This window comes from Streptomyces sp. NPDC030820 (assembly GCF_055572075.1).
Genome location: NZ_JBVIEB010000009.1, coordinates 20,389 through 47,108, shown reverse-complemented (window position 1 = coordinate 47,108; position 26,720 = coordinate 20,389). Strand labels below are relative to the sequence as shown.

Sequence of the window (26,720 nt, the reverse complement as noted above, 5' to 3'; positions counted from 1 at the left end):
AGAACGGGAGACGGACCAGTGGCCGACAACGCGCGGGCGAAAAGGCTGGCGGACCTCATCCGGGAGGTGGTGGCCCAGAAACTGCAGCGCGGGATCAAGGACCCGCGGCTCGGCTCGCACGTCACCATCACGGACACCCGGGTCACGGGTGACCTGCGGGAGGCGACCGTCTTCTACACGGTCTACGGCGACGACGAGGAGCGGAAGGCCGCGGCGGCGGGCCTGGAGAGCGCCAAGGGCATCCTGCGCTCCGAGGTGGGCCGCGCGGCCGGTGTGAAGTTCACGCCGACCCTGACCTTCGTCGCCGACGCCCTGCCGGACACCGCCCGGACCATCGAGGACCTCCTCGACAAGGCACGGCAGTCCGACGCGAAGGTCCGCGAGGCCTCCGCGGGCGCCGACTACGCCGGCGGCGCGGACCCGTACCGCAAGCCTGCCGAGGACGAGGCCGAGACGGACGGCGACGCCGCGGAATGACCCAGAAGCACACCACGCCCGACGGCCTTGTCATCGTCGACAAGCCGTCGGGTTTCACTTCGCACGACGTGGTCGCCAAGATGCGCGGCATCGCACGCACCCGCCGCGTCGGCCACGCCGGCACCCTCGACCCGATGGCGACCGGTGTCCTGGTCCTCGGTGTCGAGCGCGCCACCAAGCTCCTCGGGCACCTCGCCCTCACGGAGAAGGAGTACCTGGGCACCATCCGCCTGGGCCAGAACACGATCACCGACGACGCCGAGGGCGAGGTCACCTCGTCCACCGACGCCTCCAAGGTGACCCGGGACGCCGTCGACGCCGGCATCGCCAAGCTGACCGGCGACATCATGCAGGTGCCGTCCAAGGTCAGCGCCATCAAGATCGACGGCGTGCGGTCGTACAAGCGGGCCCGTGAGGGCGAGGACTTCGAGATCCCCGCCCGTCCGGTGACGGTCTCCTCCTTCGCGGTGTACGACGTCCGGGACGCCGTCGCCGCCGACGGCACGCAGGTCCTCGACCTGGTCGTCTCCGTCGTCTGCTCCTCCGGCACCTACATCCGCGCCCTCGCCCGTGACCTGGGCGCCGACCTCGGCGTCGGCGGCCACCTCACCGCGCTGCGCCGGACGCGCGTCGGACCGTACAAGATCGATACGGCGAAGACGCTGGACCAGCTCCAGCAGGAGCTGACCGTGATGCCGATCGCGGACGCCGCCGCGGCGGCCTTCCCGCGCTGGCAGGTGGACGCCCGGCGCGCCCGGCTGCTGCTGAACGGCGTCCGGCTGGAGATGCCCGACGAGTACGCGGGCGCCGGTCCCGTCGCCGTCTTCGACGCCGAGGGCCGCTTCCTCGCACTGGTCGAACAGCACAAGGGCAAGGCCAAGAGCCTGGCCGTCTTCGGCTGAGACGTCCGGCCCGGACACCCGCCATGGGCGCTGCCCGTGGAGCGGCGGCCGGCCACGGTGCCGGCCCCTGCCGCCGCTCCACGGGTCCCCCCTCGGTTCCCCCACCTCTAGGGTTGTCCAACAGCTCCCGCCTATTCACCCGACCGGGCGGGCGCTCGGAGTGAACCGGGGGAGCGGAAGGGGGCGCGTTCGCCACGCGATCTGTCCCGCCGATCATCGCGCGCCTACCGTCGTCAACAGGACACATGGGCGAGGGCGGGGAGGTACGGCCATGGCGGGACGGGGCCCGCGCACCGGAAGCGGTCGCCGAGCAGCGGTGGACGGTACGCGGGAGAGGGCGGACGGCTTCCGGCGGGGACACCGGATCCGTACGGACGGCGTGGGCGCGACAGGCGCTACCGCCTACACCACCGGCACCACAGGTCTCGGCGGCACCACAGGTCTCGGTGGCACCACAGGTCTCGGCGGCACCACAGGTCTCGGCGGCATCACAGGCCTCTCGGAGCCCGCAGCAGGCGTCTCGAACCCCTCGGTCATCCAGGGCCCGCACCCCGACGGCCCCGGCCCCGACCCCGCCCTCGTCCAGATCCGCGACCTCGCCGGGCGCCCCCGGGGCGTCGGCTTCCTCGTCGATCACCAGGGCACCCTGCTCACCAGCCATGAGGCGGTCGACGGCCTGCCCCGGCTTGTGCTGCAGGTCGCCGGCGGCGACCGCACCTGTGTGGTCGCCGCCGACGCCGTCACCCCGTTGCCCGAGCGCGACCTGGCGCTGGTGCGCACCGAGGGCCTGGGTCTCGACCCGCTGCCGCTGTCCGTTCGGGAGCGGATCGACGCCGGAACCTATGTGCGGATCCCCGCGGGCTGCTGGCGGGAGGCGCGGGTGCTGGCCGCCACCGAGGTGACGTACACCGCCACCGACCGCTTCCACCTCCTCCCGGACGCGCTGGAGCTGGCGATCGGCACCGCGGGACAGGACGCGCTGCGGCTGGGCGGCGGGGCGGCCGGGGGACCGGTGCTCGATGCGGGGACCGGCGCGGTGATCGGCGTCCTCGGCAGCGCCCTGCACTCCGCGCAGCGTGACGCGGGCTTCGCGGTGCCGCTCCGGCCCGCCGACGGCCCCCTCGGCGAGCTGCTCGCCCGCAACGCGGCCACCGTGCCCGCCTACGGCACCGACCTCAACGCGGCGGGCATGCTGCAGCTGACCGCCACCTCGGTCGGCCAGGACGGCCCGCAGGGCCTTCTCGCCGGCACCGTGGAACCGGTCGAACGCCACGGTGTCGTACGGGAGTTGGCCGCCTTCACGGCCGGTGACCGGGCCGTGCTCGGGCTCGTCGGCGCGCCCGGCAGCGGCCGTACGACGGCACTCGCGGCCCTCGCCGCCCGCCGGGCCGGCGAGCGGCCCGCCCCGACGCTCTGGCTGCGCGGCGCCGACCTGGAGGATGCCGACGACTCCGTGGCCGACGCGGCCCGCCGCACCCTGGAACGGGCCGCCAGGATCGTCGCCGCCGCCCGCTCCGTGCGCCCCGAATCCCTCGGCGACCTCAGCCCCGAACACCTGGCCCATCTCGCCGCCCGGGCCGGCCGGCCGCTCCTGCTCCTGCTGGACGGCCCCGAGGAGATGCCCCCTGTGCTCGCCCACCGCCTCCCCGACTGGACCAGGGGAACGGCCGCCTGGCTGCGCCGGACCGGGGCACGGCTGGTGGTGGCCTGCCGGGAGGAGTACTGGGAGCGCGCGGGGGCGGAATTCCCCGCCGACCTGCTGCACGCTCCGGCAGCATCGGCAGCATCGGCAACTCCGGCGGCTCCCTCCACACCCCTCCCGCCCTGCCTCCACCTCCCCGACCTCACACCGGACGAGGCCCGGCTGGCCCGGGTCCGGCATGCGATCCCCGACGGTGCCCTCTGCGATCGCGACGCCCGGCATCCGCTCACCCTCCGGCTGCTGTCCGAGGTGCGGGCCGCCGCCCCGGACGTCCAGGCCGGCGCCGGCCCCGTCGACCGGCACGAGGTGTTCGCCGCCCACCTGGATCTGATGTGCCTGCGCATCGCGGTCCGGCTCGCCGCGGAGAGCGGTCTGCGCGGCACCGCCGTACGCCGCCTCGCCGCTCGCGTGGCCGGGCAGGTGCACGAGGCCGCGCGGCGAAGCCTCGGCCCCGGGCAGGGCGAGCTGGACCGGGCGTCGTTCGAGGCGGTGTTCCCCTGGGGGCCCGCCCCGGCCCGGCTCGGCGGCGGCACCGGCTGGGCGTCCGCCGTACTGACCGAGGGGCTGCTCGTCCCGGCCGGCCGGGGCTACCGCTTCGCGCACGAAGAGCTGGCCGACTGGATCCAGGGCATGCATCTCGACCTCGACGAGGCCCTGCGCGCCCTGGTCCACCGCCCCCGCACCGACGGCGAAACCGCTCCCGTGCCGGTGCCGCACCATCGCGTCGGCCCCGTCGTCCAGGCCCTGCTGCTCCTCGCCCGGCACCACGGCGACCGCCAACTGGCCGCCCGACTACGGGACTTGACGGACGCCCTGGACCGCGACACCGGCTCCTGGTGGGCCGCCCGGCTGCTCGCCCGCACCCTGCTGCAGGTCCCGGACGCGACGCCGTACACCGACGTGCTGCGGCTGCTCGCCGACCGGATCGTCGCCTGGCGCCGCGCACAGCGGCCCGTTCCCGCCGAGTTCGGCCCCGCCTTCTGGACCGAGCTGCCGGTCCACGACACCGAGCGGCTCGAGCTGCTGCGCCGGCTAGTGCTGGCCGACCCGGCGCTCCCGGAGGCCGGCGAGCGCTACCTGGACGCCGTCGCCCGGCTGCTCGCGGCCGCGCCCGCCGTCGTACAGCCGCGGCTGATCTGCTGGTTCGACGACGAACGGCCGCTGCCCGCGACCCCGCACGCCACGGTCGCGACCGCCGCTCAGGCGCTGCTGCACACCCACCGGCACGGCGCGCTGGACGAACTCACCGAGATCCTGGTGGCCAGTGCGCACCGGCACGCCGACGAACTGCTCGCGACCCTCGCCGAGGACGAGCCGTCGGCGATCTGCCGGGCGGTCGACCGCTGGGCGCACGACGAGCGCCCGGCCCGCCGGGTCGCGGCCGTGGCCCACGGCCTGCGCGCGGCCCCGCACGCCCGTGCGGAGGCCGACCGCGAGCTGCTGCGCTACGCCGCGCTCACCCTGCTCGCCCGCCCCGCCGACCGCGCACTGCACGGCGGCGCCCTCGCCCTGCTGGTCCACGACCCGCACACCCGTGACCGACACCTCGCCGCGGCCCTGCGGCACTTCGCCGACGGCGACCCGCAGTTCCCGCCGAGCGCCCTGGTCCCCGCCCTGACCAGCCACCCGGAACCGGTCCTTGAGGCCTTCCGCGCCCGGCTGCGCGGCCCGCACGCGGCGGAAGCGCTGCGCACCCTCACCGATGCCACCACCCCGGCCCTGGCCCGCCGCGTCGCGCCCCTGCTCCAGGAGGCGGTACGGCTGCACCCCCAGACCGCCGGCCACCTCGCCGCCCATGTCGACCGCCGCCTCGCCCAGGGCCCCGCCGCCCGCCCCGTGCTGCTGCCCCTGGTCACCGGCCTGCTCGACGACGCCCCCGAACAGCTCCGTGCCGCCCTCGCGACCGTCCTCGCCGCCGCCGGCACCCCCGCCTCCCGCCCGCTGCGCCGCGAGCTCCTGGAGCTGCTGCTCGCCCGGGAAGAGGAACCGTCCGTGCTGGACGCCGTTCTGCACGCGGCGGCCGAGCACGGTGACGGCTACGGTGACGGCCGGGAGGAGGAGGTCCGCGGGCTCGTCCACCGCACCGGGCTGCTCCTCGTCCGCACCCCCGAGGGCGCCACCCGCTTCGACCGCGGCCTGGTCGACCTGGGCCGGCACGTGCCCGGCTTCGCCGCGCGGGTGGCCGGCTGGCTGGCCGCCGCCCCGGACGAGTGGGCCGCCGTCGTGGGCCCCAGCACCCGCCGCATGCTGGAGAACCTCGCCGGCGTCCGCGTACCGGCGTGAGCGGCGACAGGGCGTTGCCGGGAACGTGCGCCCGGTCACAGCCCCGACACCGATGCGGGTCCGGGGCACCCGGCATGGCACCCTTAGACCTGCGCAAGTCTTAGGCGTCGATATGGACACGGGTTCGAGGAGCGGTCACTGTGCAGCGCTGGCGTGGCTTGGAGGACATCCCCCAGGACTGGGGGCGCAGCGTCGTCACCATCGGTTCCTACGACGGCGTCCACCGCGGCCACCAGCTGATCATCAGGCACGCCGTCGACCGCGCCCGCGAGCTGGGCGTCCCGGCCGTCGTGGTCACCTTCGACCCGCACCCCAGCGAGGTCGTCCGCCCCGGCAGCCACCCGCCGCTGCTCGCCCCGCACCACCGCCGCGCCGAGCTGATGGCGGACCTGGGCGTGGACGCGGTCCTCATCCTTCCCTTCACCACCGAGTTCTCGAAGCTCTCGCCCGCCGATTTCGTGGTGAAGGTCCTGGTGGACAAGCTGCACGCGAAGGCGGTCGTGGAGGGCCCGAACTTCCGCTTCGGCCACAAGGCCGCCGGCAACGTGGAGTTCCTCGCCGAGCAGGGCAAGACCTACGACTTCGAGGTCGAGGTCGTCGATCTGTACGTCACCGGTGAGGCGGGCGGCGGCCGGCCGTTCTCCTCGACGCTGACCCGCAGCCTGGTCGCCGAGGGCGACGTCGAGGGCGCCCGGGAGATCCTGGGCCGCCCGCACCGCGTGGAGGGCGTGGTCGTCCGCGGCGCCCAGCGCGGCCGCGAACTGGGCTTCCCGACGGCCAACGTCGAGACCCTGCCGCACACCGCCATCCCCGCCGACGGCGTGTACGCCGGCTATCTGCACGCGCAGGGCGAGGTCATGCCGGCCGCGATCTCCGTCGGCACCAACCCGCAGTTCGACGGCACCGAGCGCACGGTGGAGGCGTACGCCATCGACCGCGTCGGCCTCGACCTGTACGGCCTGCACGTCGCCGTCGACTTCCTCGCCTACGTGCGCGGCCAGGCGAAGTTCGACTCGCTGGAGGCCCTGCTGGAGCAGATGGCCGCGGATGTGAAGCGGTGCCGGGAGATCGTGGCGGCGGAGGAGTAGGCCTTCGGCGGGCTCCACGACACGAAAGGGCGGCCGGTGCGATGAGCACCGGCCGCCCTTTCGTTCGCTGCTACTGCTGCGGGGGCGGGCCCTGCGGCGGCTGCTGCTGCGGGTAGCCGGGCTGCGGCGGCTGGGGGTAGCCGTACAGCTGGCCCTGGCCGGGCTGCTGCGGCGGGTACGGCTGCTGACCTGGCGCGGCCTGGGGGTAGGGCTGCTGGCCGGGAGCGGCCTGGGGGTAGGGCTGCTGGCCGGGAGCGGCCTGGGGGTAGGGCTGCTGGCCCGGTGCCTGCGGGTACGGCTGGCCCTGCTGGGGCGGATAGGGCTGGCCCGGCATCGGCTGGCCCGGCATCGGCGGGGCGGCCACCGGCGGCGGGTTGCCGTCGCTGGTCCACAGCCCGTGCGCCTGCTGGTGCCGTACGAAGTCCTCGGCGACCAGCGCGGCGAGGTTGAAGTACGCCTCGCGCGTCTTCGGCCGCATCATGTCGAGGTCGACCTCGGCACCGGCGGCCAGATGCTCGTCGAAGGGCACGACGACGACCGCGCGGGTGCGCGTCTCGAAGTGCGCCACTATGTCCTCGACCTTGATCATCTTTCCGGTCTCCCGGACACCGGAGATCACGGTCAGCGAGCGGGAGACCAGGTCGGCGTAGCCGTGCGCGCCCAGCCAGTCCAGCGTCGTACTGGCACTGCTCGCACCGTCCACGGACGGCGTGGAGATGATGATCAGCTGGTCGGCGAGGTCCAGCACCCCGCGCATGGCGCTGTACAGCAGGCCCGTGCCCGAGTCGGTCAGGATGATCGGGTACTGCCGGCCGAGCACGTCGATCGCGCGCCGGTAGTCCTCGTCGTTGAACGTGGTCGAGACGGCCGGGTCCACGTCGTTGGCGATGATCTCCAGACCGGAGGACGCCTGCGAGGTGAACCGCCGGATGTCCATGTAGGAGTTGAGGTACGGGATCGCCTGCACGAGGTCACGGATCGTCGCACCCGTCTCCCGGCGCACGCGCCGCCCGAGCGTACCGGCGTCCGGGTTCGCGTCGATGGCGAGGATCTTGTCCTGCCGCTCGGTGGCGAGGGTGGACCCCAGCGCGGTGGTCGTGGTCGTCTTGCCGACGCCGCCCTTGAGGCTGATGACCGCGATCCGGTAGCAGGACAGCACCGGCGTGCGGATCAGCTCCAGCTTGCGCTGCCGCTCGGCCTCCTCCTTCTTGCCACCGAGCTTGAACCGGCCGCTCGCCGCCGCGGGCCGTCCGCTCTTCGCCTTCTGCCTCTTGTTGTTCAGCAGCCGGTCCGAGGACAGCTCCACGGCGGCCGTGTAACCGAGCGGCGCGGCGCCGGGGTTGGTCGGCTGCCGCTGGTCGTGCTGGACGGGCTGCGGCCACGCGGCACCGGACCGCGGGTCGACGGGCGCTTGCGGGGGCTGCGGGGCCTGCGGGACCTGCGGGGGCTGCGGTGCCTGCTGGCCCTCGGCCGCCGGTGCGCCGCCCGGGCCCTGCGGGCCCTGCGGCGGCTGGGGGAAGCCGTAACCGCCCGCTGCGTCGGGGTGGTTGGGGTTCGGCTGGGGCGGCGTGGGCGGCTGCGGGAAGCCGTAACCACCCGGCTGCGGCTGGGCGTTGGGGGTGCCGGGTTGCGGGAAGCCGTAACCGCCGGCCGTGTTGGGGTCGTTGGGGTTCGGCTGCGGCACGGGGGGCTGTGGGAAGCCGTAACCGCTCGCTGCGGCGGGGCCTATCGGGTTCGGCTGGCCGGGCTGCGGTGCGGTGGGCACGCCGGGCTGGTTCGCCTGGTTGGGCTGGTTCCAGGCGGCGGGCGCGGGCTGCGGGGCCTGCGGCTGGAACGGCGGCTGCTGGCCGGGCATCGGGCCGGGCTGCTGCTGCTGCGCGGGCCACTGGGCCGCCGGAGCGGGCGCCGCGGGCTGGTAGGAGGGCGGCAGCGGGGGCACCCCGCTCTGCGGCGCGGGCGGCGGCGTCCAGCCAGGCTGGGCGTCCTGGGCGGGAGCGGGCGGCACGGCGGCCTGGGCGTCCTGGGCGGGAGCGGGCGGCACGGAGGCCTGGGGCGCGCCGGTCTGCGGCGAGCCGTCCGGCTGGGCGCCGCTCTCGGGTAGGCCGGGCTGAGGCGCTGCGTCCTGCGCGGTGGCGTCGGACGCGACGGCGCCTTGCGCCGCGGCGGCGTCCACGGACCCGGAGGCGTCGTCGGACTTGGCGTCGGACTTGGCGTCGGCGTTGGCGTCGGCGTCGTCGGCGGACGCGTCCCGGGCACCGTCGGTGTCCCCGGCCCCGGCCCCGGCGTCGCCCTCGGCCGTGTCCTCGACCTCGGCCTTGCTCTCGGCTTCGCCCTCGTCCTCATCGGTGTCGGCCTCGGAGACAGCCGCGTCCTCCCCGGAACCGGCCTCAGCGGAGACCACGTCCGCGGACTTCGCCTCCGACCGCTCCTCGGCCCCCTCGGCCGAGCCCTCCGGCGCGGACGCGTCGACCGCGTCGCTCCCGGCACCGGCGGAGCCCGTGGCCGTACCCTCCGTCGGGTCCTCGTCGCCCGCGCCGTCCCGCATGGCGGCCGCGCGCTCGGCGATCTCGGCCATCTCGCGCTTCAGGGCCACGGCCGAGAACCGCATGGTGGCCCCGCTCTCCAGATCCCCGTTGCTCGTCTCCGGCTCGACCGCGGGCGCCGGCGCCTCCGGCTGCGCCTGCTGAGCGGGCTGAGCCGGCTGGGCGGCCTGCGGCTGCTGCGCCTCGAAGCCCTCCGGCAACCGCGGCATCGGGGCAGGATTCCCGACGGGCGGCGCGGGCGGCACGGGCGCGGCGTAGGGGGCGCCCTGGGCCGGCGGAGGCGGAGCGTAGGGGGCGCCCTGGGCCGGCGGAGGCGGAGCGTAGGGGGCGCCCTGGGCCGACGGAGGCGGAGCATAGGGGGCGCCCTGGGCCGGCGGGGGCGGTGGCGCGTACGAAGTCCCCTGGGCCGGCGTGAACGGAGCGCTCTGCGGGGGCGGCGGGGGTGCCGGAGCCGGCGCAGGCGCACCGGACGAGCCCTGAGCGTTCTGCGTGTACCAGGCGGGCGGCGCGTAGTCGATGGTGAACTCGCCCGTCATCTCGATGGCGGACTCCGCGTCGGTCTGGTCGTCGTCGGGTGTGTCCCAGCCCCCGCGGATCCCGTCCCGATCGCTGTTCACAGTTCCTCCTGGTGTGGTCGAACACCCTCATGCCGTGCTTGGGGGCGACCGTTCCTGTCGTACGATTCGCCGGGCTTCCCCCTTGGGTCGACGGACCCCTGCGTCGCAGCGCGCGCACCGCCCGACCCCAGCCTAATCACGAAAGCGACGCGACTGGCAGGCCCGGCTGCCCCTTCCTGCCCGTCCGACGCGTCACACCGGGCCCGAGAGGGCCACGGCGCAAGCGGACGTACATCAAAACGTGACAACAGTGCTCGTGAAAAACCAGGCAAGTTGGACGCGTCAGTCCATCCGGCGCGCCACGCCCAGCAGTCCCGTCTCGGCGTCGGTCGCCCGAGTCACCACGTACTGCCGGTCCCGCTCGGTGCACCAGAGGGTCACGCCGTCCGGAAGCGTGGGCAGCGTGTCGAGTTCGGGGCGCGGGAGCCCCATCACCCGCCCGATCTCCACCGCTTCGTCCGGCGACACCCGCTGCACGCCCACCAGGCGCGCCTGACGCATCAACCGCGGCGCGACCGGGCTGAGATACGGCAGCAGCGTCAGCACCGACTGCCAGGGAGCCGACACCACGCGTCCGCGCGGCGGCCGCATGCCGCAGTCCCGCACCACCAGAACGGGCGTACCGGCCGAGGCGCCCTGCGGGGGCACCCGGCCGACGTCGTACACCGCGAGGCCGTTCTGTCCGCCGCCCATGGCGTGCACCATGGGCATCCAGGCCTGCGCACGCCCCGTCTCGACGGCCACGCGCGCGCCCGTCGCCGCCGCCCGCAGCGCCATGACCTGCGCGGTCCACAGGCCGCCGATGAGCACGATGTCGTACGGCGTGGGGCGGTTCACCCCGAGCACGGCGGGCTGGCCCTCGGCGTTGACGCCGACCACCACGCCGTCGTCGCCGATGGGCAGGGACAGCGCGTCGGCCTGCTCCACGGGCAGCACGTGCCGCGGGTGGCGGGGGCCGAGGAGGCCGAAGCCGGTGCGCAGCCGTTCGCCGAGGCCGGGCGTCGGCGAGGCCGTGCGCGACGGCGTGGGAGAGGTCGACAGGGCCATCAGCGGGCACCTCCGAGCGGCAGGGTGGCCAGAACGCCGGGGAGTTGTTCACGGTCCAGGCGGGCGAGGCCGGTCCGCGTCTGCCGTGCCGCCTGCTCCAGACTGCGCCGGGCGTCGGTCAGTTCCTGGTTGCTGCGGCCGGTGATACGGACATGGCCGGTGATGGCCACGTCCTGCTGCGCGCCCTTGGCGAGGGTCAGGCTGAAGGTCGTCGCCAGGGCGGGGACCTCGGTCAGCTGCGCGACCAACTGCGCCAGCGAGCCGCCGGAGCCGCCCAGTTGGGGCCAGCGGCGCACCCAGTAGGTGGTGTGCCGGCGGTTGTCGCAGCGCCAGCTGCGGCTGGACTCCTCGGTGCGGCGCTGCGGCGCCTCGCCGCGCCCGGCCTGGGCCGTCACCATGGGGTTGGCGCACGCGGACGTCGCGATGGCGGCCGTCAGCTCCTCCTCGGTGAGCACGCTCGCCCGGAACCCGGCGCCGGTCAGCCGGCTCGACAGATGCTCGGCCGAGCGGGTCAGACACTTCTGGGCGCCTTGAAGTCCGCCGCCGCGCGCGGCCACCGCCTCCGGGCACAACTCAGGATCCAGCTTCAGCGCGATCCATGTGATGCGGACCGCGGGGGAGCCCGTCTGGGCCTGCAACGGAGCGTAGTTGCTGACCACCACCGACTGCTGGGGCAGGTGCAGCGCGGGCGCGGGCTGGGTGTGCACGACGATCTGCGCCGACTCCAGCCGGATTCCGTCGACTTCGAGGGCGTCCCGCACCAGCCGCACCGGCAGCGGTCTGCGGCCGCGCTCCGCGCGCAGCGCGCCGGCGTCCGACTCCACCTGGAGCACCGCGGTCAGGAAGCCGCCGTCGCCGACCATGCCGATCGGCCGCTGGTCGCGGTCGTCGCCGCGGCTGTAGCTGTAGGTGCGCAGGGTCGGGTCGCACTCCACGGCCGGTGCGAGTCCGGCGTCGGTGCCCGGTGGCACCGGTGTGCTCGCCGCCCGCCGATTGCGGGCCCGCAACGCGAGGAGCGTGCTCAGCCATTCCGGCAGGGAGCGTCCCCGGCGGCGTACGACCGCGAGCACCACGAACAGCACGGCGACCGGGGCGACGGCGATCAGCGCGACCGTCCCCACGAGCCACCCGCACAGCACGAGCGCGCCCGCGATCTCCAGCAGCACCAGCCGCTGCAGCGCGAACGAACCGCCACGGCCCGAGCGGGACTCCAGATGCGGCGCGAAGGAACCCTGGTAAGTGGCCGGTGCCTGCTGGGTGGTGGGCTGAGCGGTGGACGAGCCACGGGCACCCGAGCGGCGTGCGCGACGAGGCCGTGATCCCGATTGCGATCGCGACCGGGTCCGCGTTGCGGAAGCCATCACTCCAAAACCCCCGAACTCACCCGGAAACCCTTTGAGCTCCGGTCCCTTCAAGCCGTGAGCACCCTACCCGTGCCACAAGCACACCCACGCAACAGGCATAGTAGGGGGCGGGTCTGACAGTCGAGTCACCAGAGGCAACCGAGGGCGGGGGACGGATCTTCACAGGTCCCCCACGGCTCCGCAACGGGGAGAGAGCGGACACAGATGGCATCACGGCGGGACGAACTCAGCGCCTACACCTTCGCGAAGCGCCGCACGCTCGCAGCATTCCTTCAGCCCTCGCCCTCCGGCTCGGAGGAGGGCGCCCCCAAGCCGCTGGGCGCACTGGTGCCCGGTCTCGTCGTCGGCGCCGTGGTCCTCGCGGTGTTCGGCGGGATCGGCATGTTCAGTCCGACGGCGCCCAAGGGGTGGGACGACCCGGGGAAACACGTCATCGTCGCCAGCGAGTCGACGACGCGGTACGTCGTCCTGAAGACGGGCAAGCAGGTGCAGCTGCACCCGGTCCTCAACATGGCCTCCGCCAAGCTGCTGCTGAGCCCCGAGAACGACAACGTCATCACCGTCGACGAGAAGGTCCTGGACAGCGGCAAGCCCCCGCACGGCGTCACCATCGGCATCCCCTACGCCCCCGACCGCCTGCCCTCCCCGGGCGAGGCCTCGGACGCCAAACACTGGGCGGTCTGCGAACGGCCCGGCGCCGGCGGCCGGGCCATCCAGAAGGCCGCCTTCGTCCTCGCGAAGAAGGAATGGCCCAAGACGGAGGGATCCGACCGGCTCACCGGCGGCGACCTGATGTACGTCGTCGCCCCGGACGGCAGGACCCAGTACGTCGTCGACGCGCAGGGCACGGCGTACCAGATCAAGAACCCGGACGACAAGGAACTGCTCAAGGCCCTCGACACCCAGGGCCGCGCCCCGCAGCGCGTCTCCCAGGAGTGGCTCGCCACCCTGCACAAGGGCAGCGCGGTCTCGATCCCCCGCATCCCGGGCACGCCCGGCGTGAAGGCCGGTGCCGGGTTGCCGGCGCAGTACGACAAGGTCGGCGAGGTCATCAAGGCGTACGACGGCCATACGCTCCAGTACTACGTCGTGCTGCAGGGCAAGGTGGCCCGCATCTCCGAGTTCACCGCCACGCTCCTGCTCAACAGCGGACAGCTCGTCGACGTCGGCCAGGCCGGTGAGGCGCAGAAGGTCAGCCCGGGGGCGATCGCCGACAGCAGCACGTTCGAGGGCGACAAGAACTGGCCGGAGTACAAGCCGAGGACGGTGAACGACGGCTCCAGCGCCACCAGCGGCCGCAACACCGTCTGCAACGTCCTGCGCTCGGTCGGCGCCCAGGGCAGCACCACCCTGTCGACCTGGGTGGGCAAGGACTTCCCCGCCCAGCTGCCCACCGGCTCCTCCAGCGGCTACGTCACCCCGGGCTCCGGTCAGCTCTACCGCCAGTTCCAGGGCACGGAGACCTCGGTCGGCGGCGTCTTCCTGGTGACCGACACCGGACTGCGCTACGCCCTGCAGTCCAACAGCGACAGCGACAGCAACAACGAGGGCATCGGCACCTCCGCCAAGCAGCGCAAGGAGGAACTGCAGGAGGCGAGGATCGCCCAGACCCATCTCGGCTACGAGAAGGTGTCCCCCACCCCCGTCCCCATGGAGTGGTCCACGTTCCTGCCGACGGGCCCGCGCCTGTCGGAGGCCGCGGCGCGGCAGCCGCAGGGCTCCTAGCGGCGGGGCGGAGGAGAACGGAATCATGCTGAAGGCAAGGACGCCCCTGACCAGGACCTCGGGCACCGCGGCCAGAACGGCGGCCCTGGCCGCCGCGCTGACCCTCACCACCACGACCACGGTACTCGCCCTCCCCGCCACCCCGGCCCTGGCGGACGACGGCCAGTGCACGTTCCCGTCGAAGCCGTACTCGGGCCGGCCATGGGCGCTGCAGCGCGTCAACCTGGACGAGCTGTGGGCGCTGTCGACCGGCAAGGGCGTCCGGGTGGCCGTGATCGACACCGGGGTGGACGTCAAGAACCGCCAGCTCACCAAGGCCGTGGACGCCGCCAAGGGCAGGAACCTGCTGCCGCCCAAGAACTCCAAGGGCGAGAAGATCGACCGCGGCAACAGCTCCGGCACCACGGACACGGTCGGCCACGGCACGCGCGTGGCGGGCATCATCGCGGCCCGCCCGATGAAGGGATCGGGCTTCGTCGGCCTGGCGCCGGACGCGACGATCATCCCGATCAAGCAGAACGACGCCGAAGGCGACGGCACGGCGGACACGCTGGCCCAGGCGGTGACGTACGCGGTCCACGCCGGCGCGGGCGTCATCAACATCTCCCAGGACACGGCCAACGCCCTCGACCCGCAGGACTCGAAGCTGAAGGACGCCATCGACTACGCCCTGGCGCAGAAGGTCGTGGTGGTGGCCTCGGCCGGCAACGACGGCCTCGGCGGCAACGTCAAGGTGACGTACCCGGCGTCCTACAAGGGCGTGCTGGCGGTGGCGGCATCGGACCGCAACAACGAACGGGCGCCCTTTTCACAGTCGGGATATTTCGTGGGAGTCGCCGCTCCCGGTGTCGACATGATCTCCACAGTCCCTGGCGGCGGCCACTGCTCGGACAACGGCACGAGCTTCTCGGCCCCCTATGTGGCGGGCGTGGCAGCCCTGTTGAAGGCCAAGTACCCCAACTGGACGGCCCAGGAGGTCGTCGCCCAGATCGAACAGACCGCGGAACGCTCGATCCCGGGGCACGACCGGCTCGTGGGCTGGGGCGTGGTGGACCCGGTGAAGGCGCTGTCGGACGTGGACCCCGAGCACCCCGTCCAGTCCCCGCAACCCGAGGGCGGCGTGTCCAAGGCGGAGGCCCCGTCGGTCACGCCCCTGCACTTCGGCGAGACCGCGGAGGAGCGGAACAGCCGCATGGCGACGTACGTGGTCGTGGGCGGCCTGGTCCTCGTGGCGGGCCTGAGCGGTACGGCGGTGGCGGCACGGGACGCGCGGCGCAGGCGCGGCAGGCTGAAGACGGGGCGCTGAGCACGCTGGGCCTGTTCCGGTCTCCGGTCCGCCTTGTTGCCGGCCATGGCGTGCGCGAACGCGGACCGGCTGACGTCACAGCTTGCCGAAGACCACTCCTCGCCAGGTCCAGCCGGACTTGAGGACGGTGTCGCGCAGAGGGGCGCGCAGCTGGGAGCTGTCGAAGCGGAAGGTCTCCGTGGCTTCGAGGCCACCGCCTTCCCCGCGTCCGATGGTCCACTGGCGGCTGACAGTCCGGCTGGGCCCGCGCGTGTACTCCTTGGACATCTGGAGCCTCGCCGGAGTCCCGATCCGCTCGACCTCCCACTGCTCTTCGAGCGCACGCACCTCGTGCTCCTCGTGGCTCAGCCGCATCCGGATCCGCACGGCGTGACTGATCTCGGACCGGACGAAGATCCCCTGCCAGGCGGGCTCGGTCAACCGCCACTCCGCCACCAGGTCGCACTGCTCCCCGCTGCCGTAACGGATGACGTACGGGACATCGGCCTGATTGAGCCCGAGCAGCGCTGCCCGCAACTCCTCCCTCGAGACCGGCGAAAGCCCCTCCGGTGCGTGCCGGGTGCCTGTGAGTCTGTCGAAGAGTCCCATGTGCTCAGCCTACGGAGGGACTTCGGTCGGCATTCTTGCGTCCGCGGGCGGACACGGTGAACACGAGGGGATGAAGCCTTCCGTTTGATGCTGGTGTGGAAGTTCCATGGAGATCGCAAACGGTACGGTGTTGGCTGCGCCGGCCACGGCCATGATGGGGTCGCGCCCCTCTGGCGCCGTCGGCCGGGAGTTGCCGAATCCACCGCCTTGGACCGGCAAAACGGGCAAAGCGCGGCATCGGGTCCGCCACCGTAACTGAGTTAACACACAGGCTGGTTGGACCCGTTGTACGGGATGACTACAGTGGTAAAGGCGTTGTGAGGCGCGGCTCGCTTTGCGATCGTACGGCGAGCGGTTGGTCGGTCTCGATCCGGTCGCGACCGATGGATGTACGGGGAAAACGGGGAGGAGCGTCGTGCTTCCGGCAGACATGGTGGGGGGCGTGTCGGCGACCAGGGCGGCGAACCTGGAAGCCAGCGGTGAGGCGCTGGATGTGTTCGTGAAGCGGGTGGACAACGTCCTGAAGACACTTGAGGGGTCCGCCGGCAACCCGGCGAAGGTCGAGGCGCAGAAGATCAGGCAGACGTCTCTGACCTCGGGTGGGGCCGACATCTTTCCTGAGGCGCACGGCCTGTACTACCAGTACACGCGGGTCCACGGCGAGCTGACGAAGCTGTCCAGGAATCTGCATCTGCAGATCGAGGCGATCGGTATCGCGGTGCAGGGTGCGCGCGTTGGCTTCGACAACCTCGAAGAGGAGCAGCGCCAGCGGTTCTGGGCGATCCAGGTACAGGTCGGGAAGGGCCAGGCCGCGGCAGATGGCACGAGCCACACCGGCAATAACGCGAATAGCGGTGCGGAGCTGTAACGATGACTGACAAGCACGACGCAGATCTGCAGCGAGTCGGCGATCAGAACAAGGTCGCTGACTGGGTCCGAGGTTACGAGAGCACTCCGCACAGCGGTCTCTTCGGAATGGTTGACGCCGCAATCAGAATCACGCCTGTGGGTCAAGCGGTCGCCGCGCGGACCGACTTCGGCAAGCTCGACCTCCCCATCAACAGGATGATCGACCTGGTCGAGGAGACCGACCCGGAGGATCTCGAATCCTCCGGTAAGGCCTTGTGGGATGCGCGTGACGCCATCAAGGCGGCAGCCGACGAGCTCGACGGTCATATCCAGAAGGTCCATTGGGTCGGTAAGTCTGGTGACTCCTTCCGTGACTGGGGCGACACGCTTGTCACGCATACGCACTATTTGAGCGAATTCGCCGGAGCTGCGGGCGACCAGATCACGGCTGCCGCCGTGGGCCTTGCCGCCGTCCGTGGAGCCATGCCGCCTCGTGACACGCAAGCGAACCGGACGCGGCCCAACGATTTCACGGCCGCCCAGAAGGCGGCGGACAAAGAGGGGTACGCCACTGCCGTAAAGGTGGAGAAGGACCGCCAAGAGGCGATCAACCAGATGAACCGGTTGGCGTCGTACTACGCAGTGTCCGAAGAGGTGCTGTCCTCCTTGCCCGAGAAGGGCAAGGAGCCGACGTTCACCTCCATGCCGAACGTAGGGGTTCCCAAGCCCAAGACGAAGTACGGCGTCGGTGCTCCTGTGTCCTCCACGGGCTCAGGATCGGGTTCGCCCGCCGGCAACGGAACGGCATCCGCTGCCGGCAGCCATCATGTGACGGCGCCGAGCGGTGACGTCCCCAGGCACGTCACGAGCGACAGCCCGACGCCCGCCCAGCACATCCCCGGCGTGATTCCGCACCCTGACCAGCCTGTCGGCACGCATATCGACACCACTGGCACGCTGCCTCCGCCCACGACCACCACATCTGGGCCCAGCCACATTCCGCCGGTCACGGGCACTCCTCCCACGAGTGGCGGCCAGCCCAATGTGTTCGACGGTGGCGGATTCCCGATGCCCAACCCCACTTCGGGCCGGGGCTTGAGCGGCGGTGGTTTCCGTACCCCTCCATCCGCTCAGGGACGCACGGGTACCTCCGGCTTGAACAACCCGGGCTCCGGGCGTGCCGTGGGGCGGGGGCCCATGGACCAGATGGGCCGCACCACGTCGACGGGGCAGTCCACCGTCAAGAGGACCGGTTCCGGACCGAGGGCGTCCTCCCCGATGGGCCGAGGAGTCACGGGCGGAACACCGCGTCCTGGAGGCACGGCGACACCACGTACGAGCAGCGGGCCGACCACTGGCGCCGCCCGGTCCAACGGAGTAGTCGGGGGACGGCCGTCCACCACGAATCCGTCGGCGAAGAACGGCTCGAGGCTCCCTCGCGGCACGATCATCGGTGGTGAGGAAGAGGCTAACTCCCGGCCCACGACTGGTCGCCTCGGTCAGCGCGGTGTCTTTGGAACGCCTGAGTCGACGGCGCAGCCGGGTTCGAGTACGGCGGGCTCTCGTGCTGCTTCGGGATCGTCCGAGCCCGTCACCGGCAGGCCGACCGCGCGCAACTCCGAGGCAGGAGCTGAGCGTAACGGCATGACCCGTGGTGGTGCCGGTCTCACGCGTGGCGCCGGCCACAACGGAAAGGCTGGCGATGTGCGGAAGGCGGAGGGATCGCCGCGGCCCGACTACCTGGTCGAGGACGAAGAGACGCACCTGCCCGAAAAGCCCCGGCGTGACGTGCCGCCGGTGGTCAACTGAGCGCGAGCGAGGACACGAAAGACGATGAAGTCAGGGATCAGCCGACGAGCCGAGCAGGCCACGGTTCACAGGGCACGCTGCGGTAGACGAGTGCGAACTGTGGCCGCGGTCGTCGGCGCCCTGGCCGCCACGACCGTGGGTTTGGCTCCGAGTGCTGCCGCAGACGAGCAGTCGAAGCAGTGGTACCTCGGTCCGATGCAGGCCGAAAAGATGTGGAAGGTCAGCACCGGCAAAGGCGTGAAGGTCGCTGTCATTGACACCGGGGTGAACGCGAAAACCTCGTCGCTGAAAGGGCAGGTCCTGGCGGACGAGGTTCCAAAATCTGTCGCTTACCGAGCCACTGACGATTATGACGGCCATGGCACAACCATGGCCGAGTTGATCGCAGGTACGGGAGCAGGCGGCGGCCTGAAGGGTCTGGCGCCCGGGGCGAAGATCATCCCGTTTCGCGTCAGGTTCGACGGCATGAAGCGCAGCGCGGAGGAGCAGAAGAAGACGCCCGATTCCACCCCTGCGATCAGGGCGGCGGCCGACACCGACGTGAAGATCATCAGCATGTCGTTCGGCTCCCCAGGCCCTGACTCCGATGAACAGGCTGCAATTGATTACGCAGCGTCGAAGGGAAAGCTGCTCATCGCCGCAGTCGGTAACGACGGCCAGAAATCAGGTGACACGATTGGTTACCCGGCGGCCGACCATTACGTGGTCGGTGTGGCGTCGATCGACGCAGCCGGCACGGCATCGAAGTTCTCCTCACACGGCGGCTTCGTCGATCTCTCGGCCCCAGGTCAGAACTTCCCTGGCTGGTGTGACTCCACATTCCACTCGTACTGCGACAATATGAACGGTACGAGTTCGGCCGCAGCCATCGCCTCGGCCTCTGCCGCTCTGATCTGGTCCGCACACCCGGACTGGACGGTGAACCAGGTCACCCGTGCACTGGTCGACACGGCCGGCCGTAGCTGGCCGAAGAACAAGCCGAGCACATACCTCGGCTACGGTGCCATTCGGCCCCGCATAGTGCTGGCGAACCCCCACTACAACCCCGGCCCGGCGAACGTCGATCCGCTGCGCAAGGAGAACGGCGGGGACATGCTGGCCAAGTCAGCCAGTTCTTCCTCGACTTCCAGCGAGACCTCGTCCTCCTCCTCTGCATCAACCCCGTCACAAGCCCCGGAAAAGGGTTCTACCGGCGGAACTTCGGCGGCAGGATCAAGCACGGAATCGTCGAACGACAGCAACTCCACCCTCTGGATCGCGCTCGGCGCCGCCGCTGCGGTCGTCGTGATCGGCGGTGGAGGCGTGGCCCTTACGCGAGCACGACGCGCCAGGTGACGACCTCGGCCAGCAACCGCCGCAGCAACCCTGTGCAGTTCGGACAGGGCAGGCACTGCGTGCTCACCGCTGGAGCAACAAGCAACAACGGTGAGCCGAACCCATCAGATCAACATCGGACACACGAAAGGCAGGGCCGATCATGGCCGGCGGAACGCAGAAGCTCCACGATGATGCAGTAATCCGTCTCGAGAAGCAGATGCTCGAGAAGTACGAGAACATCCAGAAGCGCGTGCACGCGCTTCAGGGCGTCATCGACAGCCTCGAGGGCCAGTGGCAGGGCATCGGCCGTGCCGCGTTCGACAAGAAGCAGTACGAGATCAACCTGTCGTTGCGCAACATCGGCAACATCCTGGGCGACGTCATCGAGGCCATGACCACGACGCGCAACATCAAGGACAGCAAGGAAGACGAGGTGCGCGCGGCCGTCAACAAGATCGACCTCCAGGACGGCGCTTCCACCGTTCCGACGTCCTCCCTGAGCTCCTACTGAGTCGAGCGAGACGCAGGACATCTGCCGGGCAACCGGCGCACCGACCAGCTACACACCAGCGAGACGAGGTAAACAGGCATGGCCAACAACGCTGAGGGGCTTTCCGTCACTTACGACGGGCTCGACACCGCGGCTACCAGCATCGGTAACCAGGCGAGCCAGCTCGAGCAGGATCTGCAGGACCTGCGCGGCCTGGTGGTGAACAGCCTGCAGTACTGGGAGGGCCAGGCCCAGGGCACCTTCCACGAGAAGCTGCAGCGCTGGGACAAGGCAGCGAACGACATCCACCAGGCCCTGCAGGGCATCGGTCACGTCGTCGCCCAGTCCGGCGGTACGTACATGGAAGGCGACAAGAAGGCGGCCTCCTACTTCCAGTAGGGCACAGCTCGCAGAAGTAACTCCAGGGTGGGCGCGCGCGGGAGGCGCCCACCCTGCTGTTGTGCCGAGCGACAAAGGCCGAGCGGTTGAATCAGAGGAACGAAGAGTGAGCATGCGCGCGTCAGGCACTGGACCGAGTACCCGAGGCACTCGGCAGATCGGCCCGTACACGGTTGTCACGCGGCTCGACTCCGGCCTTCCCGCGCACACACCCGTATCCGAGCACCGCTTCATCGCCCGCAGCGCCGACGGCGACCGCACCGTACTGCTCAGCAGCCCTTTGGCTACGGTCGACCCGCAGCGCTTCATGGCCGAAGCCGATGTTTCCCGCTATCTCCTGGGGTCCTGGGTCCTCCCGGCCGCCGAACTCGCCGCCCCGGGCGAGCCGGCGTGGCATGCGCGTCCGTACCTGCCCGCGCTTCCGCTGCCCGTCGCCCTCGCCGTCCACGGCGGCCCGCTGCCCGAGCGAACGGTCCGGGCGCTCGGCGTCGCGCTGGCCGAGAACCTCGCCGTCATCCACGGGCAGAACCTGACCCACGCTGGGCTCTGCCCGGCCGCCGTGCTGATCGCCGCGGACGGACCCCGGCTCACCTGCTTCGGGGCGGTACGGGCCGCCGCGCCGGACGGTGCCGCGCGGCAGGAGGTGCCCGGGATCGACCCCGGCTCCCTGCCACCCGAGCAGGCAGCCGGCGGGCAGCCGCGCCCGCTGGGCGACGTGTACGCCCTCGGCGCGACACTGGCCTACGCCGCCACCGGGTACACGATGCCGGAACGGGAGGAACTTCCGCCCGCCTTGCGCTCGCTGGTCTCGCGGTGTCTGACCCGCGACCCCGCCCATCGCCCACAACTCTCCGAGATCATCGACGAGTTGGCGGGAGGTGCCCCACCGGACACTCCGGCCGGTTTCGCTCCGCCCTCGTGTGCGGACGCCCTCCTCGCCCCCGGCTGGCTGCCCGCCCGGCTCATCGCCGCCGTCGTCCACCAGTCGGCGTCCGTCCTGGCCGCCGAGGCGCAGTTGCCCACGCCGGCACCGGCGCACGTGTCCGGGTCGCCCGGCGCAGCGCCACGCCCGGCCCCCGTCACCCACCCCAGCCACTGACGACAAGAACCCCATGCCGACTCCCCTCAACCATGACGATCCCGTTGCCCTCGGCCCCTTCCGGCTCATCGCCCGGCTCGGCAGCGGCGGTATGGGCACCGTCTACGTGGCGCGCTCCGGTGGCGGTCGGACCGTGGCCCTGAAGACCATGCACGCCGCCATCGCCACCGATCCGGCGGCCCGTATGCGGTTCCGGCTGGAGGTGGACGCGGCCCGGGTCATCGGCGAGCGGTTCGGGGCGCGTGTTATGGACGCGGATCCGCTCGCGGAGACACCCTGGCTGGCCACCGAGTACGTGCTCGGCCCCCCGCTCGACGAGGCCGTCGAGGCCGGGGGACCGCTGCCCGAGCAGTCCGTGCGCGCCCTGGGCGCCGCCCTGTGCTCGGCACTCGGCCAGCTGCACCGGTCGGACGTCGTACACCGCGACCTCAAGCCGTCCAACATCCTCCTGACGGCCTACGGGCCGAAGGTCATCGACTTCGGCATCGCGCGGGCGATCGGCGACGACCGGCTCACCCGCGCCGGTGCCGCCGTCGGCACACCGGCCTTCATGTCGCCGGAACAGGCCACCGGTCAGGAACACGACGCGGCCGGCGATGTGTTCGCGCTCGCCGGAGTGCTGGTGTACGCGGCCACCGGGCGTGGCCCGTTCGGAAACGGGCAGGCGGCGGACCTGCTGTACCGGGTGAGGTACGCAGAGGCGGATCTGAGCGGGGTACCGGCTGCCCTCGCGCCGGTGCTGGCCGAGTGCCTGGCCAAGGACCCGGGGGAGCGGCCGACCACGGCACGGCTCGCTGCTCAACTCCACGATGGCAGCGGCGAGTTCGCGGACCATCTGCCGCCCGGGCTGCTCGCGGACATCGGGCGCCGGGCCGCCGACGTCTGGCGGCTGACGCCACAGCGGCTGCCAGCGCCGGCCAATGAGGCGGGCCCCACCACGGTCACCTCGCCGTCCAATCGAGGGCTCTCGCGCCGCGGGTTCCTGGCGGCGGGTGGAGCGCTGGCGGCGACCGCGGCAGCGCGCGGGGGCATGTGGTGGTACCGCGGGCATGCCACGGCTCCGGCCGAGAAGGCGTCCCGGCAGACGCGCAACCTCTCCGCGTTGTGGCAGTACGGCGGTAAGGGCGGCATGGAATACGACAACTGGGGGATCGTCGTCCCCTACCACGCCAACGGATCGATCTGGCTTCCGCTGAACGCGGAGTTCCAGCGCATCAACCCGTCGAACGGGTCGAATCGCGAAATGGCGATGGACGGGAACTGGTGGCAGGTAACGGTGGTCGACGGTCGGCTGTACATGCTCGATCGGGACTGGGACCACCACGGGAGCGGAACCGCCATGGCGATCTCCACATGGGACGATGGCCAGGACTACGTGAAGCCAACCTCCACCCGCCTGGCGGACGCTGATTTCAGCATTCTGCCCAACCAGTTGCTCTGTCTGGTGGACAACGTCGTGTATGTGGCGGTAGGAGCTGGAAAGAAGGCAGGGAACGAGGGATTCCTGCCCTCGCAGACCTGGAGCCTGCGCGCGGCCGACCTCAAGACGGGCAGGACTCTCTGGACGAAGCCGTTGCCGAAGCGGTCGAACAAGAGCGAGCGGCTGCACTTCCTCGCCGCCAAGGTGGTCGGCGAGCGCCTGGTGACCTTCCAGGAGGTGGAGGACAAGAAGCCGCACATCGTCGTACGGGACATCCGCAGAGGAGCCGTGCTGTGGGACAAGCCCTACGACATCGAGGATGTCGACTCCCTCAGGAGCGAGATCGCCGCGGACGACGAGCACATCTACGTCGGTGGTGCGCAACTCCGGGCGCTGCGACTGAGCGACGGGGCCCAGGTGTGGGCGACCAAGAACGGGCAACGGTACAGCCCGCCGACGCTGGGGAAGGGCGTGCTGTACGCCGTGGGAGAGGGCGTCGGACTGACGGCCGTGGACACGGCACATGGCAAGGTCCTGTGGACCGAGGCGACAGCGGAAGTCGACGAGGCGTACACCGGCTGGCAGCCGATCGTCGGCACACGCTGCGCGTACTACAAGAACGGGCTGCAGCTGAGGGCCGTTTCGCTGGCGACTCACGGCATTGCCCTGACGTACAAGACGACTGCTGTGCAGTTCCACGCGGACACCCAGTCGGAACTCGTCCTCGGCATGGACACCGACTACATCTCCGCCTACCCGCTCAAGTGACCGCAGGCAGACCGCGGGGCGGGTCACCATCCGGACAGCCGCCCGGAAACCGCCCCGTCCTTCTCGGCAGAAAGACCAACCCACGATGAAACCGCTCGGCACCGGTGACCCGATCCGCCTCGGCCCCTACCGCCTGCTCGGCGTCCTCGGCGAGGGCGGCATGGGCAAGGTCTACGTCGGACAGGACGGCGCCGGCACCCTGGCCGCCGTCAAGGTGCTGCGTCCCGAACTCGCCCACGACACCGACCTGGCCCAGCGCTTCGTGCGCGAGGCACAGGCCGCACAGGCTGTGCGCAGCAAGGGAGTCGCTGCCGTGCTCGGGGCGCACACCGAGGGCGCGCGGCCGTGGATCGCCACCGAGTTCCTCGCGGGACTTACCCTGGACCAGGTGGTCGACACCTACGGCCCACTTGCCGAGCCCGCGCTGCGGGCGCTGGCCACCTCGCTGGCGCTCACCCTCGCCGACATCCACGCGGCGGGCTTCATCCACCGGGATCTCAAGCCCCCGAACATCGTGCTCACCTCGAACGGGCCGCGCGTCATCGACTTCGGCATCGCCCGGCCGGAACACGGGCTCACTCTCACGACCACCGGACAGATCCCGGTCACGCCGGGCTACGGCGCACCCGAGCAGGTACTCGGGCGACGAGTCGCCCCGCCCGCGGACGTGTTCTCGCTCGGTGCCGTGCTCGTGTACGCCGCCACCGGCCGACGAGCCTTCGACGGCGGGCACGTGGCGGCCCTGCAGTACGAGGTGGTGCACGGTGAGCCCCGGCTCGGTGACATGCCACCGCAGTTGCAGGAGCTCATTGCCCCATGCATCGCGAAGGACCCGGCCGCCCGCCCGCTGCCCGCTCAGATCGCACAGGCCATGTCGGCGCCGAGGGGGGCGGACCGGGCGTGGCGGCGCGGGAGGATCGCCGATGCGATCAAGAAGCGGGAAGCCGAAGCTCATCGCCTGACCACGCAGATCACGGCGCAATCGATGGTCGGAGCACCGTCCGTCGGTCGGCGGCGCCTGCTCGTCGGACTCTCCACGGCGGGCGTCGCCGTCGCGGCCGGGGGCGGTACGACGGCCTGGTGGTTCGGTACCCGAGGAGGCACCACGTCCCGGACCATCAAGAAGAGCGACCCCTTCGACATCCCCCCAGCCGTGCGTACCCCCGTGCAGCCGTTGGACGCCGACCCTGACAAGGATCCGAGCAAAACCGGGAAACCGGCCAACATCTGGTCACTGGGCGACGTGGCGGACGTCTACTCGCCCCAGCTGCTGCCTGTACGCGACGTCCTCGTCTTCGGCGCCGCGAGTGGCGGCATCGCCGCGTACGACGTCAGGGACGGCACGAAGCGCTGGACGGCGCCTGGCATCGTGGCGAAGGCCGGCTATCTGTCCCTGTCGGACCGGCTCGTCGTCGGCGCGGACAGTCAGGGGGTGCTACGGACCTTCGTCCCGTCCACCGGAGAGCCCAAGTGGACATGCCCTGGTGCCGAGGCCATGACGCTGCTAGGCGCCGATGCGGAGGCGGTGTACGTCCTCACGAAGGAAGGCCGAGTGCGCGGCATCGGCCGCGCGGATGCGAAGGTCCGCTGGACGGCCGCCGTTCCTACCGACTTCCGCCAGAAGGTGGTCCCGCCCGGCGTCGTTGGCCAGGGCAGGCTCATCATCCCCGCGCAGAACGGTAGCGCCCTCGCCCTACGGACCAGCGACGGCAGCACGGTGTGGAGCCGCACGGCTCACCTCAACAGTGACGACTTCGCGGTCCGCCCGGCGGCCGACGGCGACACCGTGTACCTCAACGGCAAAACGCTGGAGGCTCGTCGGCTCAGCGACGGGCAGCTCACCTGGGCCGCCAAGCCCGGCGACGAAGACGGCTTCGGTGCGCCGGCGGTCTCCACGGACGCGGTCTACGCCACCAGAGGCGGCTACCTCACGCGCCGGGACAAGCGCGACGGCAGCGACATGTGGACGCCCGAGCGCATGGGGGTCTACAACTCACCGATGACCGCTCTGGCCAACAGCCGCGTGGTGCTGAGCGGTCACGGCGTCTGGGCGTTGGACAACGGTTACTCCGAGACGGACTCGATGGAGCTCAAGACAGCGAAGGCGACCGACGGCAGCCAGGGATGGGTGTACGACGTCGACCAATTCACCTATGGTCACTTGGCCTCCGCCGCCAACCGCGTCTTCCTCATGCACGACAGCGGGGTCGAGGCCCTGACTACGTTCTGAGTACGTGCCTGCCCGACGGGAGGAAGATCTTCTAGACGCGTGGAATCTGTGCGGGCAGAGCTGCTTGGGACGGGCAGCCCAGTTGCTTCGCCATACCGCGCGAAACGGAATTGAGTATGGTCATCAAGTCTCTCCCCGTGGTTTTCGGAGAAACTTGGTCGGGTGTACCGTAAAGGTCTGCTCGAATATATGGGGTTGAGTCTTTGGTCTTCACGGCTCCGTGTGTGGGGCACTTGAAAAAAAGCGTGGCACTGGTGTTTCCGTGGGTTTTCGCGTAGACACCGATCGGATAAAGTGTATTTACCGCTTCTCCTCCCTCGGTTGTACTAAGAGGGCTCGGGTGGTATTCGGTGGCGGAGAAATCCACTTCGATCAGCGGGTGACCGGTCTTGTCTCGCGCTTTGAACACGTCACATTGGTTCCGCTCGGTCACATCGTCGTGGATAGTGCTTGCTGCGCGCTTCAGGGAGAACTTGTTGGAGTACCCGGCATCGTCGGTGCCCGGCATTTCGGCGAACATGTCCGTGTCGCCCGTGCGCCGGAGGGCTGCGGCTGCCGACGAGTCGAGTGTGGAGTCACAGACCTCGGATGCGCTGAGAGTGGTCTCCTCCTCCTTGCTGCTTCCTCCACTGCACGCCGAGACGCTCAAGATGAGCACTGCAGTTCCCAACGCCGAACGTATAATCCCGCATCTTTT

The 26,720-nt window shown here is 71.1% G+C and carries 19 protein-coding genes; 14 read left to right on the top strand and 5 right to left on the bottom strand.

The features are described 5' to 3' along the window. The first annotated feature begins 18 nt into the window (after nucleotides 1-18). The 4 genes from rbfA to ACZ418_RS24780 all read left to right on the top strand — a co-directional run bounded on the left by rbfA (nucleotide 19) and on the right by ACZ418_RS24780 (nucleotide 6,452). Nucleotides 19-477 (top strand): 30S ribosome-binding factor RbfA, encoded by a 459-nt coding sequence (rbfA, locus tag ACZ418_RS24795; RefSeq protein WP_468366667.1) that lies wholly within the window; start codon nucleotides 19-21, stop codon nucleotides 475-477. Continuing rightward, nucleotides 474-1,379 (top strand): tRNA pseudouridine(55) synthase TruB, encoded by a 906-nt coding sequence (gene truB, locus ACZ418_RS24790; protein WP_468366664.1) that lies wholly within the window; start codon nucleotides 474-476, stop codon nucleotides 1,377-1,379. Before rbfA ends, truB begins: the two co-directional genes overlap by 4 nt. Nucleotides 1,380-1,650: 271 nt before the next feature. Continuing rightward, nucleotides 1,651-5,364, top strand: coding sequence for a trypsin-like peptidase domain-containing protein (locus ACZ418_RS24785; protein WP_468366662.1), 3,714 nt, complete (start codon nucleotides 1,651-1,653; stop codon nucleotides 5,362-5,364). Between the two features lie 140 nt (nucleotides 5,365-5,504). After that, entirely contained in the window at nucleotides 5,505-6,452 is a 948-nt protein-coding gene (locus ACZ418_RS24780) for a bifunctional riboflavin kinase/FAD synthetase (RefSeq protein WP_468366659.1), read from the top strand. Nucleotides 6,453-6,522: 70 nt separating this feature from the next. Here ACZ418_RS24780 and ACZ418_RS24775 read toward each other — a convergent pair whose 3' ends face one another. From ACZ418_RS24775 to eccE, 3 genes are all read right to left on the bottom strand, one after another. Beyond that, nucleotides 6,523-9,612: an SCO5717 family growth-regulating ATPase gene (locus ACZ418_RS24775; RefSeq protein WP_468366656.1), complete on the bottom strand. Its 3,090-nt coding sequence runs from the start codon at nucleotides 9,610-9,612 to the stop codon at nucleotides 6,523-6,525. A gap of 282 nt (nucleotides 9,613-9,894) precedes the next feature. Next, complete coding sequence (locus ACZ418_RS24770) at nucleotides 9,895-10,659, bottom strand: hypothetical protein (protein ID WP_451009691.1); 765 nt, start codon at nucleotides 10,657-10,659, stop codon at nucleotides 9,895-9,897. After that, entirely contained in the window at nucleotides 10,659-12,020 is a 1,362-nt protein-coding gene (gene eccE, locus ACZ418_RS24765; protein ID WP_468366654.1) for a type VII secretion protein EccE, read from the bottom strand. The genes ACZ418_RS24770 and eccE overlap by 1 nt, the downstream gene beginning before the upstream one ends. 207 nt (nucleotides 12,021-12,227) lie before the next feature. Between eccE and eccB the strand changes: the two genes are divergently transcribed. Both eccB and mycP read left to right on the top strand, forming a co-directional pair. Continuing rightward, nucleotides 12,228-13,748, top strand: a complete 1,521-nt coding sequence (gene eccB / locus ACZ418_RS24760) for a type VII secretion protein EccB (protein ID WP_468366652.1) — start codon at nucleotides 12,228-12,230, stop codon at nucleotides 13,746-13,748. 25 nt (nucleotides 13,749-13,773) lie between these two features. Continuing rightward, the gene (mycP, locus tag ACZ418_RS24755; RefSeq protein ID WP_468366649.1) at nucleotides 13,774-15,054 is read left to right on the top strand and encodes a type VII secretion-associated serine protease mycosin; all 1,281 of its coding nucleotides are present in this window, start codon (nucleotides 13,774-13,776) and stop codon (nucleotides 15,052-15,054) included. 75 nt (nucleotides 15,055-15,129) lie between these two features. Here the strand turns inward: mycP and ACZ418_RS24750 are convergent, their stop codons facing one another. Further along, nucleotides 15,130-15,642: a hypothetical protein gene (locus tag ACZ418_RS24750; RefSeq protein WP_468366646.1), complete on the bottom strand. Its 513-nt coding sequence runs from the start codon at nucleotides 15,640-15,642 to the stop codon at nucleotides 15,130-15,132. Nucleotides 15,643-16,057: 415 nt separating this feature from the next. Between ACZ418_RS24750 and ACZ418_RS24745 the strand changes: the two genes are divergently transcribed. The 8 genes from ACZ418_RS24745 to ACZ418_RS24710 all read left to right on the top strand — a co-directional run bounded on the left by ACZ418_RS24745 (nucleotide 16,058) and on the right by ACZ418_RS24710 (nucleotide 26,023). Then, complete coding sequence (locus ACZ418_RS24745) at nucleotides 16,058-16,510, top strand: hypothetical protein (protein WP_468366644.1); 453 nt, start codon at nucleotides 16,058-16,060, stop codon at nucleotides 16,508-16,510. A 2-nt stretch (nucleotides 16,511-16,512) separates the two neighbouring features. Further along, nucleotides 16,513-18,300, top strand: coding sequence for a WXG100 family type VII secretion target (locus ACZ418_RS24740; protein WP_468366642.1), 1,788 nt, complete (start codon nucleotides 16,513-16,515; stop codon nucleotides 18,298-18,300). 90 nt (nucleotides 18,301-18,390) lie between these two features. After that, entirely contained in the window at nucleotides 18,391-19,635 is a 1,245-nt protein-coding gene (locus tag ACZ418_RS24735; RefSeq protein ID WP_468366640.1) for a S8 family serine peptidase, read from the top strand. A gap of 199 nt (nucleotides 19,636-19,834) precedes the next feature. Beyond that, nucleotides 19,835-20,128 (top strand): WXG100 family type VII secretion target, encoded by a 294-nt coding sequence (locus ACZ418_RS24730; protein ID WP_468366637.1) that lies wholly within the window; start codon nucleotides 19,835-19,837, stop codon nucleotides 20,126-20,128. Nucleotides 20,129-20,206: 78 nt separating this feature from the next. Further along, nucleotides 20,207-20,506, top strand: coding sequence for a WXG100 family type VII secretion target (locus ACZ418_RS24725; RefSeq protein ID WP_468366634.1), 300 nt, complete (start codon nucleotides 20,207-20,209; stop codon nucleotides 20,504-20,506). Between the two features lie 112 nt (nucleotides 20,507-20,618). Then, on the top strand, nucleotides 20,619-21,605 hold the full coding sequence (locus ACZ418_RS24720) for a serine/threonine-protein kinase (protein WP_468366632.1): 987 nt from the start codon (nucleotides 20,619-20,621) through the stop codon (nucleotides 21,603-21,605). Between the two features lie 13 nt (nucleotides 21,606-21,618). Further along, nucleotides 21,619-23,793: a protein kinase domain-containing protein gene (locus ACZ418_RS24715; protein WP_468366629.1), complete on the top strand. Its 2,175-nt coding sequence runs from the start codon at nucleotides 21,619-21,621 to the stop codon at nucleotides 23,791-23,793. Between the two features lie 85 nt (nucleotides 23,794-23,878). After that, a complete protein-coding gene (locus ACZ418_RS24710) occupies nucleotides 23,879-26,023 on the top strand; it encodes a serine/threonine-protein kinase (protein WP_468366627.1) in 2,145 nt (714 codons plus the stop codon). 31 nt (nucleotides 26,024-26,054) lie between these two features. Here ACZ418_RS24710 and ACZ418_RS24705 read toward each other — a convergent pair whose 3' ends face one another. Continuing rightward, nucleotides 26,055-26,672, bottom strand: a complete 618-nt coding sequence (locus tag ACZ418_RS24705; RefSeq protein ID WP_468366624.1) for a hypothetical protein — start codon at nucleotides 26,670-26,672, stop codon at nucleotides 26,055-26,057. Between the last annotated feature and the right edge of the window lie 48 nt (nucleotides 26,673-26,720).

Coding starts and splice junctions, on each gene's coding strand:
- truB (WP_468366664.1), top strand. CDS start 474: ATGACCCAGAAGCACACCACGCCCGACGGCCTTGTCATCGTCGACAAG.
- ACZ418_RS24785 (WP_468366662.1), top strand. CDS start 1,651: ATGGCGGGACGGGGCCCGCGCACCGGAAGCGGTCGCCGAGCAGCGGTG.
- ACZ418_RS24770 (WP_451009691.1), bottom strand. CDS start 10,659: ATGGCCCTGTCGACCTCTCCCACGCCGTCGCGCACGGCCTCGCCGACG.
- eccE (WP_468366654.1), bottom strand. CDS start 12,020: ATGGCTTCCGCAACGCGGACCCGGTCGCGATCGCAATCGGGATCACGG.
- eccB (WP_468366652.1), top strand. CDS start 12,228: ATGGCATCACGGCGGGACGAACTCAGCGCCTACACCTTCGCGAAGCGC.
- mycP (WP_468366649.1), top strand. CDS start 13,774: ATGCTGAAGGCAAGGACGCCCCTGACCAGGACCTCGGGCACCGCGGCC.
- ACZ418_RS24750 (WP_468366646.1), bottom strand. CDS start 15,642: ATGGGACTCTTCGACAGACTCACAGGCACCCGGCACGCACCGGAGGGG.
- ACZ418_RS24740 (WP_468366642.1), top strand. CDS start 16,513: ATGACTGACAAGCACGACGCAGATCTGCAGCGAGTCGGCGATCAGAAC.
- ACZ418_RS24730 (WP_468366637.1), top strand. CDS start 19,835: ATGCTCGAGAAGTACGAGAACATCCAGAAGCGCGTGCACGCGCTTCAG.
- ACZ418_RS24725 (WP_468366634.1), top strand. CDS start 20,207: ATGGCCAACAACGCTGAGGGGCTTTCCGTCACTTACGACGGGCTCGAC.
- ACZ418_RS24720 (WP_468366632.1), top strand. CDS start 20,619: ATGCGCGCGTCAGGCACTGGACCGAGTACCCGAGGCACTCGGCAGATC.
- ACZ418_RS24715 (WP_468366629.1), top strand. CDS start 21,619: ATGCCGACTCCCCTCAACCATGACGATCCCGTTGCCCTCGGCCCCTTC.
- ACZ418_RS24710 (WP_468366627.1), top strand. CDS start 23,879: ATGAAACCGCTCGGCACCGGTGACCCGATCCGCCTCGGCCCCTACCGC.